Source organism: Candidatus Cloacimonadota bacterium, from assembly GCA_016932035.1.
Lineage (GTDB): Bacteria > Cloacimonadota > Cloacimonadia > JGIOTU-2 > JGIOTU-2 > Celaenobacter.
Window position 1 is genome coordinate 24017 of record JAFGDR010000053.1, and the last position, 16677, is coordinate 40693.

Annotated in this window: 15 protein-coding genes; all 15 read right to left on the reverse strand. The window is 36.4% G+C overall.

Annotated elements, in window-relative coordinates; all coding sequences use genetic code 11:
- Window positions 1-1887, reverse strand: coding sequence for a transketolase (locus JW794_09210; protein ID MBN2018289.1), 1887 nt, complete (start codon window positions 1885-1887; stop codon window positions 1-3).
- Window positions 1884-2627 (reverse strand): ribonuclease PH, encoded by a 744-nt coding sequence (rph, locus tag JW794_09215; GenBank protein MBN2018290.1) that lies wholly within the window; start codon window positions 2625-2627, stop codon window positions 1884-1886. The genes JW794_09210 and rph overlap by 4 nt, the downstream gene beginning before the upstream one ends.
- The gene (locus tag JW794_09220) at window positions 2608-3633 is read right to left on the reverse strand and encodes a YihY family inner membrane protein (protein MBN2018291.1); all 1026 of its coding nucleotides are present in this window, start codon (window positions 3631-3633) and stop codon (window positions 2608-2610) included. Before JW794_09220 ends, rph begins: the two co-directional genes overlap by 20 nt.
- Window positions 3634-3636: 3 nt before the next feature.
- Window positions 3637-4863, reverse strand: a complete 1227-nt coding sequence (locus JW794_09225; GenBank protein ID MBN2018292.1) for an ABC transporter permease — start codon at window positions 4861-4863, stop codon at window positions 3637-3639.
- On the reverse strand, window positions 4860-5540 hold the full coding sequence (locus JW794_09230) for an ABC transporter ATP-binding protein (GenBank protein ID MBN2018293.1): 681 nt from the start codon (window positions 5538-5540) through the stop codon (window positions 4860-4862). The genes JW794_09225 and JW794_09230 overlap by 4 nt, the downstream gene beginning before the upstream one ends.
- Window positions 5537-6370 carry a zinc dependent phospholipase C family protein gene (locus JW794_09235; GenBank protein ID MBN2018294.1) on the reverse strand — a complete coding sequence of 278 codons (834 nt, stop codon included), beginning with the start codon at window positions 6368-6370 and terminating at the stop codon, window positions 5537-5539. The genes JW794_09230 and JW794_09235 overlap by 4 nt, the downstream gene beginning before the upstream one ends.
- Window positions 6371-6376: 6 nt before the next feature.
- Window positions 6377-6814 (reverse strand): SsrA-binding protein SmpB, encoded by a 438-nt coding sequence (gene smpB, locus JW794_09240; protein ID MBN2018295.1) that lies wholly within the window; start codon window positions 6812-6814, stop codon window positions 6377-6379.
- 1 nt (window position 6815) lies between these two features.
- The gene (locus JW794_09245; GenBank protein MBN2018296.1) at window positions 6816-7775 is read right to left on the reverse strand and encodes a GDP-mannose 4,6-dehydratase; all 960 of its coding nucleotides are present in this window, start codon (window positions 7773-7775) and stop codon (window positions 6816-6818) included.
- Entirely contained in the window at window positions 7772-8716 is a 945-nt protein-coding gene (locus JW794_09250; GenBank protein ID MBN2018297.1) for an SDR family oxidoreductase, read from the reverse strand. The genes JW794_09245 and JW794_09250 overlap by 4 nt, the downstream gene beginning before the upstream one ends.
- A gap of 104 nt (window positions 8717-8820) precedes the next feature.
- Window positions 8821-9804, reverse strand: a complete 984-nt coding sequence (locus JW794_09255) for an NAD(P)-dependent oxidoreductase (GenBank protein ID MBN2018298.1) — start codon at window positions 9802-9804, stop codon at window positions 8821-8823.
- On the reverse strand, window positions 9804-11036 hold the full coding sequence (locus JW794_09260; GenBank protein MBN2018299.1) for a glycosyltransferase family 4 protein: 1233 nt from the start codon (window positions 11034-11036) through the stop codon (window positions 9804-9806). Before JW794_09260 ends, JW794_09255 begins: the two co-directional genes overlap by 1 nt.
- On the reverse strand, window positions 11033-12517 hold the full coding sequence (locus JW794_09265) for an alginate lyase family protein (GenBank protein ID MBN2018300.1): 1485 nt from the start codon (window positions 12515-12517) through the stop codon (window positions 11033-11035). Before JW794_09265 ends, JW794_09260 begins: the two co-directional genes overlap by 4 nt.
- 77 nt (window positions 12518-12594) lie before the next feature.
- Window positions 12595-14733, reverse strand: coding sequence for a bi-domain-containing oxidoreductase (locus tag JW794_09270; GenBank protein ID MBN2018301.1), 2139 nt, complete (start codon window positions 14731-14733; stop codon window positions 12595-12597).
- Window positions 14734-14778: 45 nt separating this feature from the next.
- Window positions 14779-16116: a right-handed parallel beta-helix repeat-containing protein gene (locus JW794_09275; GenBank protein ID MBN2018302.1), complete on the reverse strand. Its 1338-nt coding sequence runs from the start codon at window positions 16114-16116 to the stop codon at window positions 14779-14781.
- Between the two features lie 27 nt (window positions 16117-16143).
- A partial coding sequence (locus tag JW794_09280) for a hypothetical protein (protein MBN2018303.1) occupies window positions 16144-16677 on the reverse strand: 534 nt, incomplete at its 5' end.

The following is a 16677-nucleotide window of genomic DNA, read 5'->3' on the forward strand; positions in this document are numbered from 1 at the left end:
TTATTGTATTATCCGAATAATATCTGCTGAGATAGACTCAGGATCAAGATGCAGGTATGAATAAACTTCTTCACTGCTTCCCGAAATACCATATCTGTTGACGCCAAACGGATGAACACGAGCTTGGATTCCTATTTGGTTAATTTTTGCCGAAAGAATTGCTCCAAGACCTGTATGAACATTATGATCTTCATACGTGAATACGATCTTATTTTTTGAAATCTCTTTCAAGTCGTCCTGGTTTATATCCGTTGGAGAAGATATGTTCCACACATCGAGTTTGATGCCTTGATCACGTAGTATTTCATGAACTTGTACCGCTTTTTCAACCATTACGCCGGTGGCAACAAGTGTAGCATACTTTCCATGTCTTAAATGATCTGCAATACCATACTGGAATCCATAGTCTTTTCCGTAGAATTCATTACCATCTTCATCAGTAATAATTGCAGTTCCGGATCGTCCAATTGGCACATAGAAGTTACCTGGTTGAGTTGCAATATATCTGATGATCTTATCTGCCTGATTACCATCTGCAGGAATAACGATCTTAAAACAAAAGAGGTTACTCATCAAGGAGATATAGTCGATACACTGGTGGGTCTTGCCGTCCTCGCCGACATTCAATCCAACGTGTGTAGTCACGAGTTTTAAATTGGTGTTATTAATATCATTGAGCCGCTGCTGGTTATATGTTTCGTCAACGCCAAAAACCCCGAAATCTGAGAAAAAAGTAATGATATTCTCCTTCGACATAGCTCCGGCAACCACTGCTGTGTTATGCTCCTGAATACCCCCCTGATAGAACCTTGCCGGAAATACCTTTGCAAATTGTGATGTTTTGACGGATCCTGCAAGATCGCAGTCAAACACAGCGAATTGCACATTGGTATTCAGCTCCGCGATGTCTGCAAGAGCACAACCATATGCGCTTCTGCACGCAACTTTCTTATCTTTTGAATAAAACATTTCACCCATGTTATAAATATGAGGATAAATAACAGAAATTTCATTGTGTGGAGATGGGAAAAAATTCTCTCTTACCTTTATGTATTTATTAAGATCATTTTCCAGATCGAGTTCCTGTAATGCCTTTACACATTCCTCATATGTCAGCGCTTTTCCATGAAATCCCTCATCATTTTCCATGAACGAAACACCATGCCCCATGACTGTGTGTGCTATAATAACAGTCGGATTTGGATTTTTATGAGCTCTGTCAAGAGCGTCAAAAATCTGATGAAAATCATGACCATTTATTTCTATCACATCCCAACCGTCAGATATATAATTATCAGCAATGTTCTGAGGCATTACATCATGAACGCTACCGCTGATCTGTAACTGGTTATAATCGACAAGGGCTGTAACATTTGTGAGATCATATTTTTTAATAAATCTGCGTGCTTCACCCAATTGACCTTTCTGTTGTTCACCGTCACCCATGCACACGTAGACATTGTAACTCAATCCTTTTTGTTTTCCAGCCAACGCAAATCCTGCACCTGCAGATAAACCTTGTCCAAGATTTCCTGTGGCCCACTCGATGCCGGGAACATCAGGTTCTATGTGACCCTCAAAGATACTACCAGCTTTCCTGAAACATGCAATAACATCATTAATATCAAAAAAACCGAATCGACCAAGAACCGAATATATTCCCGGTGCGGTATGACCATGGCTTATGATGATCCTGTCCCTATTTTCATCGGTCAAATTTTCAGGTGTTATATGTGCAGACGCATACAATGCAAGATACAGGTCTAATGATGACATCGAACCGCCGGGGTGTCCGCTTTTAGCAATGGTCGTCATCTTAAGTATGTCACCCTTGCAAAGTTTGCTCATTTCATTAAGTTCTTCGATCGAACGCTTTAAATCTTTCATAAAATAAGCCCTTCTAGTATTAGTTCTTTTTGATAGGCAATAATCTCTTTTATCCCTTTCTCAGCAAACGAAAGCATCTCTTGTAACTGCTCCCGGCTAAATGGTGTTTCCTCGCTTGTACCCTGTACTTCAATAAAATTACCATTCTCATCCATCACAATGTTCATATCAACCTGTGCTGCCAGATCCTCATCATAGGCAAGATCCAGCAAAACAGTATCTTGTACAACACCTGTACTAATTGCGCCGATAAAATTTTGAATGGGAAACTCCTTGAGCCACTTCCTCTCTCTCATATATGAACATGCATCATAGAGGGCAATAAAACTACCGTTTATCGCTGCTGTACGTGTTCCACCATCCGCCTGGATGACATCACAGTCAAGGATGATTTGCTTTTCAGGAATTTGAGTTAGATCGAAAATAGCTCTGAGTGAACGTCCAATAAGGCGTTGAATTTCCTGGCTTCTTCCTTTTATCTTTCCCTGGTATCTGTCCCGCAAGATCCTTTTTTGAGAACTTCTTGGGAGCATATCATATTCAGCTGTTACCCATCCCTGGCTGAGACCCTGTTCTCGAATGAATTGGGGCACCTTATGATCAATGGTAGCTGTACAAATTACTTTGGTATTTCCTAGTTCAACAAGCACAGAGCCTTCAGGATCATTCAGATAATTTCTCGTTATTGTGAATTCACGTAATTGATCGACTTTTCTTTTATCACTTCTCTTGAAACTCATTCGAATCCTTATTATCTTCAGATTTCTTAACCTCTGCAGGTTTTGCTGGTTTTACGATTTCTTGTATAAACTTCATAAATGTCTTATTATCAATTTCGTTTTTAACAGACTGAATCGATTTTATCTCCTTTGAGATTTCTCCAGGCACTTGCTTTTCTAGGGTCAAAGTTAAAGCTAACTTACAATTCTTATCTTTTTGCGGACAACTCGCCTGTGTTCTTCCAGAGAGATACGCAACGATCTCCATGCCAAAAAGAATTGTCAGCCAGGTAAAATAAAGCCAGATCATAAGTATAGGAAAAGCTCCAAGTGTGCCATACACAGATCTTACATTTGTGAAGGTTGCAATATACCAGTCAAAGCCACCCTTTCCAATCGACCAGATAATACTTGTTATCACTGCACCAATTAATGCATGTCCTACCTTAGGATGGACAGGTGATACAACTTCAAACAACACAAATATTAAAAGAATCATTCCAAGGTATGGTAAAAGCTTGATAAAAATACCTATTTTTGTAATTTGACTGATGACAGGCATAGAAGCTGCAACGAGAAGTGCTGCAAGGACAATAAAACCCCCGACAATTGCTGCAATAAACCGTTCAAAATCCCTGAAAACTGAACGCTTTTTATGTTTTTGGGTAGGTAATATCTTAGAAAATGTATGCGATATTGATTTGAATAGGAAAAAGGATGTAATTACAAGTAGAATGATACCAATCACATCAAGACCTGTTCTGCGAGCAAGCAGATCATTGAAAATCTCTTTAAGAATTTCTGCAGATTTCGGAATGAATGTCTCGAAAATGAAATTGAGAAAAACATCTTTGATCTTTACCATAGTTATATTCGGCGTGAAGAGAAACGTAACCATGATGAATGGCATAAAAGCTAAGAAAGTAATATAGGAAAGTCCTGTTGCTCTCAAATATGCCTGATCCTCTACAAAATGTGCATAGAGAATTTTCAACGTTTTCCAAAAATTCTGTAAGCCTTTTTTCATATGCTACTCGTACCGTAATATTTTAATCGGATCAGAGCGACTCGCCTGCAGGGCTGGAAAAAACCCGGCAATAAATCCTACTCCTACAGAAAGCACAAGGGCTATTACAATCATATTAGGACTGGCTGCAGTTGGTGACGATAAAAATTTTCCCAAAGCTCGTAGAAGCGAAATCCCCATTATAACGCCTATTATTCCCCCGATCAAACTCATAAAGGTAGTTTGAATTAAAAACTGCACTAAAATATCTTTCCGTTTAGCCCCAACTGCCATTCTGACCCCAATTTCCCGAAGGCGTTCTTTTACTGATGCCAGGCTTATATTTGTAATAACAATTCCTCCGACAATGAGTGAAATTCCACCAACGATCATCAGAATAAGTTGTGTATCTTGTGAGCTTTTCTCGATATTTTCAAGTCGGTCACTGTTCGCCCGAACTTCAAAGATTTCGTTTCCATTTCTGAGAGCTTTGAGAAAACTATTTAGTCTCTCCTGAGTCGGCTTTACCATCTCAACTGATGACACCTGAAAATTTATCTCATCGATCGGCTCATCACCGAATAATTTCTTCAACATTGTTGTTAATGGTATGAAGGACTGCCTGTTCAACCAATCCATGGGATTATGTCCACTCCAACCGGACATCTCCATCGTCTTCTCTTCCATAACACCAACTACTTTAAATTGCGTTTCATTAACGATAATATTCTTACCAAGAGCATTTTCCTTACCAAAGAGTGCATCTTTCACCCTTACTCCGATAGCGATTACGCAGGAAGCTTGTTCGATATCGAATTCCGATATAAATCTTCCATCACCGATATGAAAATTCTCAGCATCCTGATACGCAGGAAAGACACCGTTCACAAGAGTGTGGAAGATTTTTTCCTTATACTTCAATCGCAGCCACTTGGAACTTTCCGGACTGAAATGTAACAAATCAGGAAAATAATTTCTGATCACTTTCATATCCTTAAGCATCAAACGCTGTTCATAAATCTGTGAGCGTTCATTAAGATCAAGACTCCACTTTGTATCGATTGACATTTTGAGAACACCACCCCGTTCTTCCAGCCAGCGAATTGACTGCTCACGTCCACCTTGGACCAGTGAAAGCACTGCTATGATTGACATCGTACCGAGTATGACTCCGAGCATCGTTATCAAGGTTCGTCCAACATTGTGGATCATATCGACAATACCGAGTTTGATGTTATATAGGATACTCATGAGCTTACGACTTTCCCATCCCGTAAGGTTACGACACGCTGGGTCATTTTTGCAATATTGCTATCATGCGTAACGACGATAATCGTATGTCCCTGTTCATGAAGATCGGAAAAGATTTTCATAATACTACTTCCTGATGTACTATCAAGATTCCCTGTTGGTTCGTCGGCAAGTATGATCGATGGGTTATTAGCGAGTGCTCGTGCAATTGCTGTTCTCTGTCTTTCACCACCTGATAATTCCTGGGGTTTATGCTTTAACCGATGTCCAAGTCCGACTTGCTCCAGAACCTCTTTTGCTCGATTTTTTCTTTTCTTTTTTGATACCCCTGCATACATCAAAGGTAATTCAACATTCTCGAGGATATTCATATTTGGAAGAAGATTGAATACCTGGAAAACGAAACCGATCTTGCTGTTCCTGATCTCAGCTAGTTTATTGTAACTGAGATCACTAACCGTTTCATGATCAAGATAATATACTCCTTCAGTTGGTGTGTCAAGACAACCAAGTATGTGCAGCAGTGTTGATTTTCCAGAGCCCGACGGTCCCATGATTGCAGTATAAGTATGCTTATTAATAGAAAGGTTGATCCCAACAAGAGCAGGGACTTTTACCTTTCCCATCTGATAGATTTTTGATATATTTTCAATTTGTATAACAGTATTATTGTTCATTTTTTCCTTCGTAAACTGATCGTACCCGAATCATATATTTTCAAATGATACATTCGATCTGATTCAAACAATCCTTTTATCTCGTGCAACAATGCAAGATTCTTGATGTGGGATTTGTACACATGAATCTTTTTCTCAAAGGGATACCATACATTTGCAATGCATTTTGCTGCTTCGGAGAGAAATTTTTCTGTTGTTGTTTTTGCTTTTTTCCATCTATCTGGTTTTACCTTATTTGGTGTAAGAAAATAACAATTTATCAGTGAATCATAATATTTATTAATGTTATAGATTTTATCATAAAGATACCTCTCCATATCTTTGACTGGATATCGTCTTTTACCAATATTAAGAATGATTTTGTTAAAGTTTTTTCTTACATCAGCTTCATATATCTTATGAGGAACTTCCTCGAGCTCGAATCTGTATTTCCCATCTGTATGAAACGGCTGATGAAGATCTGCAACATAATGTGAGATCACACCAAGCTCAAATACGAGAGCTTTTACTGGATTATCCAAAATGTTCTGTATATAAGAAGCACAATTAGGATGATAAACGAGTTTATCGTGATTGTCGATCATATGATTAATAAGTTCTGTCTCCTTAATAATCTTTTTCACGACACTGCCATAGTGATAACCAGCTGCACTTGGTGTGCAGTTGTAATAATGATTTGTGGAGTCGCAAAACAATTTATCAGGCGCAATGATGCCGAGTTCAAAATATTCAGGATAGATGGAAATGATTTTGTTGAATGGCTCGGACATTTTATTTAGTGCATGTTTACAAAGCTGAATATGGGTCGCGGGATTCCAAATCCAATTCATTGTTAATTATCTCCGAATTGCTCGATCCATCTCACGGTCAGCATCTCTTTCTTTGATCTTATCTCTTTTTTCATACGATCTTCTTCCCTTAGCCAGAGCAAGAACGATCTTTGCAAGCCCTTTGTCATTGATATATAGTGAAAGCGGTACGAGCGTATATCCTTTTTCTGTTATTTTACCCTCAAGTCTTCTAATTTCATATTTGTGCATGAGGAGTTTTCGAGCTCGTTTCGGATTGTAATCATAATTGAAACCTTTCTCGTAGGGGCTAATATGTAAATTCTCAAGCCAGAGTTCACCTTCCTTGATCCTGGCAAAACTGTCTGTAAAATTCACTCTTCCTTCTCGGATTGATTTTATCTCATTACCTGTAAGAACGATACCCGTCTCGTAGGTTTTTTCAATATAATAATCCTTTCTCGCTTTTTTATTTCTATACTCCATGCTATTTTTTATAGTATTCGATAATTTCTTTGAGGATACGGCTAAGATTTACTTTAGGTTTGTAGTTAATGTCGCTTCCTGCTTTTGATATATCAGGAATTCTTTGTTTCATATCCTCGAAGCCCTCTTCATATGCCTCATCATAAGGAATGAGTTTAATTTGCGACTTGCTGTTAGTAAGCTCCTTGACTTTTTCTGCAAGGTTGTAAATTGAAATTTCTTCATTAGTACCTATATTATATATTTGACCGATACATTTCTCATTTTCCATTAACTTAACAATGCCGTCCACAACATCACCCACATAAGCAAAACATCGGGATTGCTTTCCGTCACCATAAACTGTCAGAGGATGGTCGAGAAGTGCCTGTTGTACAAATCTTGGAACAACCATACCATATTGACCGGTCTGTCTGGGACCTACTGTGTTAAACAATCGAGCGATCACAACAGGTAATTTCTTCTCATGTAAGTATGCTAATGCAAGGAATTCATCAATGGCTTTGGATTCTGCATACGACCATCTCCTTATCGTAGTAGGACCATATACTCTCATAGCATCTTCTTTAAATGGAAGTTCGTCTGATTTACCATATACTTCAGAAGTGGAAGCAATAAAAATCTTCTTCTTATATTTATTTGCTGCTTGAAGTAAGATCTCAGATCCGCCGACATTTGTCTCAATTGTCTGAACCGGATTATCAACGATAAACCTAACACCAACAGCAGCTGCAAGATGATATATATGATCACAATCCTTAACCAATTCATCAACTAATTCGCGATTAAAAATAGTATCTATATGTACTTCCAGGTTCTTATGCCGATAAATATTTTTTATATTGGCAAGCCGTCCAGTAGATAGATTATCTAAGACAACTACATAGTGTCCCTTATTCAGCAAGTATTCTGCGAGATATGATCCAATAAAACCCGATCCGCCTGTGATTAAAACTTTCATGAGTTCTCCTTATTCAATAAAAAATCAATCGTTCTATGTAAGCCTTCTTCGAAAGGAATTTCAACCGTATATCCCAATAATTCATCAGCCTTTTGTATCGAGGCGAACGAGTGTTTAACATCTCCGCTTCTCGCTTCAGCAAAAAGTGGTTGGACATCTCTTTCCAAATATTTATTAATCATTTCAACCAGTTCTAATAGCGTTGTACTATCATGGCAGGCAATATTGATAACCTGTCCAGCAGCTTTTGGAGCTGTACATGCAAGCAAATTAGCATTTATAACGTTCTGAATAAATGTAAAATCCCTCGATTGTAATCCGTCTCCGTAAATCGTAGGTTGTATATTTTCAGAAATCAGTTTAATAAATTTTGGTATGACTGCACTGTACTGGGAAAAAGGATCTTGATTTGGTCCAAATACATTGAAATATCTAAGACATACCGTTTCTAGCCCATAAATCATTGTATGTATCTGGCAGTAACGTTCGGCTGTATATTTTGAAAGAGCATATGGCGAAAGGGGACGAATGAACATATCTTCTCTTTTCGGAAGTTCTTCACTATCACCATAAATTGAAGAAGATGAAGCATAAACGATTCTTTTAATATTAAATTCACGAGCTGCTTCCAGGATATTAAGTGTTCCCAGGATATTTACATCGTTCGTTGTAATCGGATCATTTATTGAGCGTGGAACCGATGGAAGAGCTCCTTGGTGAAGGATAAAATCAATTCCTCTCACCGCATCTCGAACCGTATGAAAACTCCTGAGGTCACCTTCGATTAACTCAAAATTAGAATTAGTCATAAAGGATAATATATTATCTCTTTTACCCGTAGAGAAGTTATCAAGAACACGTACTTCTTCTCCTCTCCTGAGAAGTTCTTGTACAATATTCGAACCAATAAAACCGGCACCGCCAGTAACTAAATATTTCATGCAATCTCCTTGATAATAGTACTTCAATGACGATAGTAAGCTTTTTTATGCAAGTTTTTCCTATCTCTGTAAATAATATTATAATAATCTTTATAAAATAGTAATTATCTTACTTGAATTCCTCTCTCTTTATAATACCACTCAATCGTCCGTGTAATCTCTTCCTCTATAGTATAACACTGTTTGTAACCGAGTTCTCTTATTTTCTCCGCTCTATAGTCAGTTGATGTCGCAAATTTTTTCATCCTATCACTATTTATTGGGAGATCTTTATGAACTATTTTTCCGATAACATCAAATATTTTACCAATACCAACGGCGAGACCTAATGGAATGCGGATATAGGGCATATGGAATCCCTTATGGCTCGCAATGATCTCCATAAGTTTGTGGAGCGTTATATATGGTTTATCGATACAATTATATGCTTGTATACCAGGTTTAAAATGAGACATTATAAAATATGTCATATCAACAAGATTTGCCAAAGATACAATCGACTTGATGTGATTACATTCTCCGATAGTAAAATAGGGTTTTCTATATAGCGTATCAACGAGGTTATACATATTTGCATAATTATATGGTCCGTAAATAATTGTGGGTCGCAAGAAAATCACTTCGCGCGAAACATCCTCTTTCCACCATTCTTCAATGACTATCTCTCCTGCTAGCTTTGCTTCACCATAGATAGTATTTGGCAGATGATCCGCAGATTCGTCGCATGGATGATCCTGGTGACCGTAAATAGAAACTGTGCTGTAATATATTATTTTTGGAATGCTCTTCCGGGTCATGAAATCAGTTAATACTTTGGTTCCATATTCATTGGTGCTGAAATAACTTTCTTGAGAAATTCCAAAATCGTGTTTTTCTGCGGCACAGTGAATTACCAGGTCAAAATCGATACTATCGAACTGCTCATAATCTTCTGTATTTCGGATATCCCCCCTTCGATTGTTTGGATGTTTTTCAATTAAACAAGACTCATCTCTATCAATACCCCAGACTGTATGTCCCTTTTCTTCAAGAAACCATATCAAACGTGATCCAACAAATCCTGTTGATCCTGTAATAAAAATATTCATCAATACTCCAAAATTAATAAATTCGAGATTATTGTTTCAATCTTGGCTGCAAGAACCTTTCTATCATAGTTTTTTTCAACGAACCTTCTTCCAATTTTACCCATTTGATTCAGATTTTCTCTGTTTTTTAACAACATTATTTTTTCAGTTAAATCGTTGTGTTCTTCAGGTTCATAAAAATAACCAGCTTTACTCTCTTCAAGAATAGCACGGGCTTCCCCATCTACACCAATGAGTACTGGAACCTCGCAAGCCAGATAGTCGAAAAGTTTTGAAGGTATCGTACCTTTAAAGACATTAGACTTGATCAATGGAACGATCCCACAATCTGCAATGGAAAGAAATCGTGCAATTTCCTCTCGGGGCTGTTCCTCAATAAACACTACATTTATAAGATGTAAGTCTTTATGAATGCTATGCAATTTCTCCCGTTCGGGACCATCACCAATAATTAGGAATTGTATGTCTTTTGTATCTTTTAGAATATTTGCTGCTTTTAAGATCGTTTCAACACCTTGCGCAAGACCGAGATTACCAGCATACATCACGACAAATTTATTATCAGGATTATATTTCATTTCTAGATCAGTAGTATCCTGCACCCGACTCCAATTACTGATATCAGTTCCATTTCTTACAACATTGAGTTTATTGATGTTAACACCTTTTTTATTTATTTCATCTCGAAAATAATATGTTACAGGAATAACTGAATCTGCTAATATATAACATTCTTTTGCTAACTTAGTACTTAATTTAATAAACTTAGGATTATTAAGTTCACCCATCTCAACTGCAACATCAGGCCATAGATCTCTTACTTCAAAAATAAACTTTATCTTGGGGAATAGTCTTTTGATTGTGATTCCAATTCCACCTACAAAAAGCGGAGGAGAAGAAACAAATACAAGATCATAATCGCGCCAGGTAAGCAGAGCTGTTAACAGTCCAAATATCATAAATGATATATAAAAAAGGATTCGAGTGATGAAATTTTTCTTTGGGGATGTATATATCCACGTCCTCAGCACATCAAATCCATCCATATTTTCATGAATGAATATTTTCTTTCGATATGGTTTAAAAATTATACCCCGTGGATGATTGGGCATCTCGGTGAGGACTGTGACGTGATGTCCACTATCACTCAAATGCTTTATTGTTGCATAAGCACGATTAGACGGAGCACAGGTTTCCGGTAAAAAATATTGTGTTATATACAAGATTTTCATAGAGCTCGAATTCTTGTTTCCAAAAATTTTGTGTCCACAAATCTACCTGATACAATTAATGTATCTTTATCCTCTTTTATATACATCTTCGGAAAGAGAGAAGTTTTCTCACCAACTATATTTTCATCCGATAGGATAAACTCCATATTATTATCAATAATTACGTTATTCTCAGACAGTTGAATCGAACAGTTGGGAGAAAAATGAAAAAACATTCGAAATGCATGTTCTCCTGTTGCAAGCAGGATGTCTCGAATGATGATTGCATCATTCTCGATTTTAATCTCTCTGCTATGGCTGATATTACGAAATTTATACGTACAACGAATTAATTTGCTGGAAATTTCAGGCTCAGTAATAAATGCACGATTCCCTACCCGGAATGCTTTCCACATTTCTGCCTGATCACTTGAATCAATCTCGATCGTATTATGAGCTTTTGTTGATCGAGAATATGCTCTTTCATCGCTTTCAGAATAGGTATAATTGCCTGTATCAACCAAGATCCGCTTGCCATTATACCAAAGAAGAACAGAGTTTATATCTGCGTGTGAGTGGGAAGGATTGTATGGTGGATTGAAAGGAGCACAACACATCATTATTTTCATACTTCCATTATTGATCGTGGGATAATAACTTGAATGTTGATTCTTCTTGCTATTAATTCCTAACACCTGAGCTAACTTAATAATCTCATCAGGTTGAGGAGTATCCTGATAATTTACATCATTTATAGGAAGATAGCCCTCTTTATCATAATAATACTGATTCCAATAAAGCGCTGAACTGGTCACATTTTGCAGATTTCTCACTGTTTCGTTATTGACGTTACAATCATTATTTGACAGCAAGTTATACACATTAAGTAGATCCTTGGTAAAAATCGCATGATAGGTTGGAGAAAATTCAAAATGATATCCCTCTTTAGTGATTTGCTCATCAATTTGTTTATTTAGATCATGAAGCGCCCATTGAAACCACTTTTTATTGCTGAAAACATATCCTAAATACAATAAAGCAACAATATTCTTAAAGAAATGATTTGCAAGAAGATGGAATTCTCTTTGATGATACAACCAGATTCCCTGCAGATGAAGGGAATTGTATATCGTTTGATCCTTAATATCAAATTTTGCAATGAATTTGATCCAATTTACCACTCTGATCGAAATTGTATAAGGATCCCATTCAATAGAATCAGATGGCGGATTTTCATGAATCCAGTTGAGAATAATATCTAAACCTGTTCCTTTGTCGATACCTAAAATGAAATCATTATAATGAAGATGATATTGGAATAAAGTATCGTTTATATGCTCTTTCCAATTTATATGAGTTAGATCGATAGAATCATTAAATAATTTATATTTACGATCTGCGTATTCTCGAATTTTGGGAATTATAAGTTTTGGTATATGTAATGAAGATGGTGGTTTGCAGTTTTTTTTGAATGCACACAGGTATTGTCTTTGACATCTCAACCATATCCTCGAAAGGAATTGTATTACATTAATATACCTCAAGGAATGAAAATAACAAGAGCACCTGGATAAAAACATTATATCTTGAGTGCAAGTCCCGTCTTTATTGATTCCATTGCGCGAATTGTCGTCAATGTAGTGATATATAGGTCGTTAAATGCAATAGGTGATGATTTTCCATTTCTGATTGCATTGAAAAACTGAGAATATTCTTCCAAGAAACCCTTATTCTGACCTTTTGAGGAATATGATGTCTTCTTGCCATCATGATATAACTCGGTTTTGTAGAAGTTATACATCTTAGCAGTTTTGTTTCCAGAACTTGCTTCAAAATACTCCTTAGGTAAAGAGCGATCACCAACGGCATGATATGTAATACAACCGATCGAACCATCTGCAAATTTGATTGTAATTTGTACAGAATCGTCATTATTGTATAGTATATCATCTGTGTTTACTGAAATCGCATAAACCTCTATTGGATCACTCTGACAAATTGATTGCATAAAATCTATAAAATGACAGCCTTCTCCGATTATTCGACCTCCGCCAATTTCAAGATTTTGAGTCCAATGTTCTGGAGGTATTGCTCCCGCATTTATCAAGTAGTTCATAACCAATGGTGTTCCGGAATTTTGCATGAACTCTTGTATCTTTTTTGCATGTGAAGAAAATCTTCTATTGAAACCTACCAGGATAGAAACATCTGACTTTTCATATATTTCCTTGATTTTCTTGAGTTGTTCTTCGTTCATAGCTAAGGGTTTTTCAACAAATACATTTTTACCTGATTTAATGCAATCAATTGCTAGTCCTGTATGAGTATTATGGGGAGTTGTGATCATAACTGTATTTATGCTATCATCTTTGAGTATTTCGTTGAGATCTGAAGAAACCTGTGAAAATCCGAATTTTTTTCCGATATGTGTTGCAATTGATGTGTCAAAATCTATTAGGGCTGTAAGATTGGCATCGGTTTTACGCAAAAATGGTAATGCTACAGATTGACAAAAATTACCAGCACCAATAACTGCAAGATTAATACTTCCCGATTTATTATGTGCATTGAGCTCAACAGTACTCTTTTTATACTCGATTTCTGAATACTCTAAAACAATGCCAAGATAAGGTTCTTTTTTCTTACCAGTTAGTAGTTCATAAGCTTCAAGCACATTGGTGAAATCAAAAACGTGCGAAATAAGTTTTTCCGGAGTGATTTTTTTCTGAGAAATAAGGTTAAGAATAGCTTCCATATTCCTTTGTTCAGTCCAGCGCACAAAAGAATAGGGATAATCTATACCTCCTTCTTCATATGAAGGATCATATCTTCCAGGTCCATATGACATTGATAGTTTACATTCAAGTTCTTTTTTATAATAGAGATCTCTCGGAATTTCTATCGGAAACATTCCTACGATGATGACCCTCCCCCTTATTCTGCACAATTCGCCAGCACTGGTCATAAGAGATGGAGATGTCGTTGAAGCAGTAATGATAACGCCATCAACACCTCTGCCCTCTGTAAATTCCTGAACAGCTTCAACCATATCTGCATTTTGGACGGCAGCATCAGCACCCATTTCCTTAGCAAGCTCCAATTTAGCTTTCGCGATATCTATTGCTATAACATTGCATCCGTTCGCCTTGAGTAGCTGGATTGTGATTTGTCCTATAAGACCTGCTCCAATAACGGCGATCTTCTCGCCGAGTGTTGGGTTCAATTGCCGAACACCCTGAAGTGCAATAGCGGCTACTGTGGTAAAAGATGCTTGCTGATAACTGACATTCTCAGGTATTTTTACAACTAAATTACCTGGAACAAAGTTTATTTCTGCATGACTTGCATAACCTGCTCCAGCACATGCCACTCTGTCTCCCGGTTGGATATCTTTGACATTCTTACCTGACATACATACTTCACCAGCACACGAATAACCAAGAGCAACTGGCGAATCGAGTTTGCTAAAAACTTTTTCAAGAGTTGGTTTTAATCCATCACGCTTGATTTTTTCCATAACCTGTTTGACCAAATCCGGTCTTGCTTGTGCTTTACCAACCAGGGATTTTTTTGCTAGATCGATCATAAGTTTTTCTGTACCTGCAGAGACGAGTGATGCTTTTGTTTCTACAAGGACTCCATTGTTTCCACAACCTGGTATGGGCACTTCAACGACTTCCATTTTTCCTGTTTTATATGATTGTATCAGTTGTTTCATTGATATTAACTCCGAAATTTTATGCTACATCTCTTACGTATATCTCTACTGGTCAAGAATGGTACTTTTATCATCAACTTTGATCATTGAATCATTGATATTTTCAAGAACATTTCTACTGATCTTATTTGATGGGCTATTGTCTTTAATGAGTATATTATATCGAATGATTTTATCATTTTTTAGTGTTGTAACAATTTGATTATCCGTGATAGTATTATTCGTTGAGAGTGGTTCATCTGGTTTGTATTGTGCCACAGAAATCTCACCTGTTTCAAATTTATTGATATTGGTTAGATGAGAATAAATATTGTTATTCATAATAAAATTAGTCTCGATGGTACACCTCTGAGAAGAAAAGACAGCGATACCTTTTCCATTATTATTTTCAACAGAATTCTTTGACACAAGTAAGCCGTCTGATCTCCAGAGACAAATTCCAACATCACCTCCATAAGCAACATAATTTGACTCAATTACGCCGATAGAGCAATCATATGCTCCAATCATATCGGCATTTCCACCATCCTGAAAAGGAAGGGAGTTACCGATAAGAGTGTTATTTGAAATCAGGATATTTTTATGACGAATCCCGCCACCAGTTGATAATCTAATAGGATGACCTGCAAATCCAGTACCCCCGATATCACTCATAAAATTATTACTGATAATAATGCTTCGAGTATAACTTTTTTTCTCACCACTCCCCTGGAAATCGATAGCCATATTTGCTATTGAGTAAAAAACACTATTAGATATTTTAATATTTTCTGCATTATCTGTTGTTCTAATTCCATAATAATAATTATGAAAAGTGCAATTAGAAATTTCAACATCCTTTACCAATACTTCTTTTTCATCTCCCTTGATCCATACAGCATAATCATTTTTTTTGATATTTTTGAAAACTTCGCAGTTTTTGATTGATATATTCTGTATGAGCTGACCATCAGGATCAATCTTAAAAGCATGGAACGAATCGCGATCAATTAATGAGCAATCGATTATTAGATCAGAAATATGTACATTACTTCCTTTAATAAAAAAGCAATTGCCACCTGTAAAATCTTTCGATAATTGAACATATACCTTCCCGCGATTCGCTGAAATTGATATTTCCGAAGGTATAGTTACAGTTTTTGATATTAGTATTACTGAATTAAATGGAATAATAATTTCACTAATTCCTTTATCCTCTGCATCCTTAAGAGCTTGTATAAAGGATTCATGGGAAATCATATTTCCTATACCTTCGATATATGTTCCTAGATTGATCTCCTTCTGCTTCATATTAGATTGAGATGATTTAGCATACAATGCAATAGAAAAAGCTAAAAAAATTAATAAAAAAAATACAATTAAGATTTTTACATTGATTTTCATGATATTCATCCTTTCTTTATAGAGTTATTAATAAATTGCATGTTTAATGTAAATCTTTCTTAAAACGTTGGCATATTTTTTCCAATTATATGCTTCAATATATAGTCTTTGTGCATTGTCGCCATAGGTTTCAAGTTTTGATTTATTCCTTTTTATATCTCTAATCGTATCCTTAATTATTTCAGTTCTTGAATATTCAGTTACAATACCAATCTTATGCTTAACGACAAAATCAGATAAAGATGTTCCAAAATTAGTGAAAATAGGGATTTTTAGCATCATCGCTTCAAAAACCTTGTTTGAGTTAGGATGTTTGTGAGCTATAAGATCTGGATTATAAAATGCAAGTAACAAATCACTCCTGACCATTTCTTGAATGCATCTTTCATGAGTTAAATTACCAAGTGAAAAAACATTTGGATATTCAAAGAGTTTCAGCATGAACTCATCTTCAAAACTCACATTCCCGCTATTAGCAATTTCAAATCTGACATTCTCCAATCCCTGTATGCTTTGTGCAATTTCCATCAATCCCCTATCCTTACCAACTCTCCCACTGTA

Coding starts and splice junctions, on each gene's coding strand:
- JW794_09255 (MBN2018298.1), bottom strand. CDS start 9,804: ATGAATATTTTTATTACAGGATCAACAGGATTTGTTGGATCACGTTTG.
- smpB (MBN2018295.1), bottom strand. CDS start 6,814: ATGGAGTATAGAAATAAAAAAGCGAGAAAGGATTATTATATTGAAAAA.
- JW794_09235 (MBN2018294.1), bottom strand. CDS start 6,370: ATGAATTGGATTTGGAATCCCGCGACCCATATTCAGCTTTGTAAACAT.
- JW794_09270 (MBN2018301.1), bottom strand. CDS start 14,733: ATGAAACAACTGATACAATCATATAAAACAGGAAAAATGGAAGTCGTT.
- JW794_09210 (MBN2018289.1), bottom strand. CDS start 1,887: ATGAAAGATTTAAAGCGTTCGATCGAAGAACTTAATGAAATGAGCAAA.
- JW794_09275 (MBN2018302.1), bottom strand. CDS start 16,116: ATGAAAATCAATGTAAAAATCTTAATTGTATTTTTTTTATTAATTTTT.
- rph (MBN2018290.1), bottom strand. CDS start 2,627: ATGAGTTTCAAGAGAAGTGATAAAAGAAAAGTCGATCAATTACGTGAA.
- JW794_09225 (MBN2018292.1), bottom strand. CDS start 4,863: ATGAGTATCCTATATAACATCAAACTCGGTATTGTCGATATGATCCAC.
- JW794_09245 (MBN2018296.1), bottom strand. CDS start 7,775: ATGAAAGTTTTAATCACAGGCGGATCGGGTTTTATTGGATCATATCTC.
- JW794_09250 (MBN2018297.1), bottom strand. CDS start 8,716: ATGAAATATTTAGTTACTGGCGGTGCCGGTTTTATTGGTTCGAATATT.
- JW794_09260 (MBN2018299.1), bottom strand. CDS start 11,036: ATGAAAATCTTGTATATAACACAATATTTTTTACCGGAAACCTGTGCT.
- JW794_09230 (MBN2018293.1), bottom strand. CDS start 5,540: ATGAACAATAATACTGTTATACAAATTGAAAATATATCAAAAATCTAT.
- JW794_09220 (MBN2018291.1), bottom strand. CDS start 3,633: ATGAAAAAAGGCTTACAGAATTTTTGGAAAACGTTGAAAATTCTCTAT.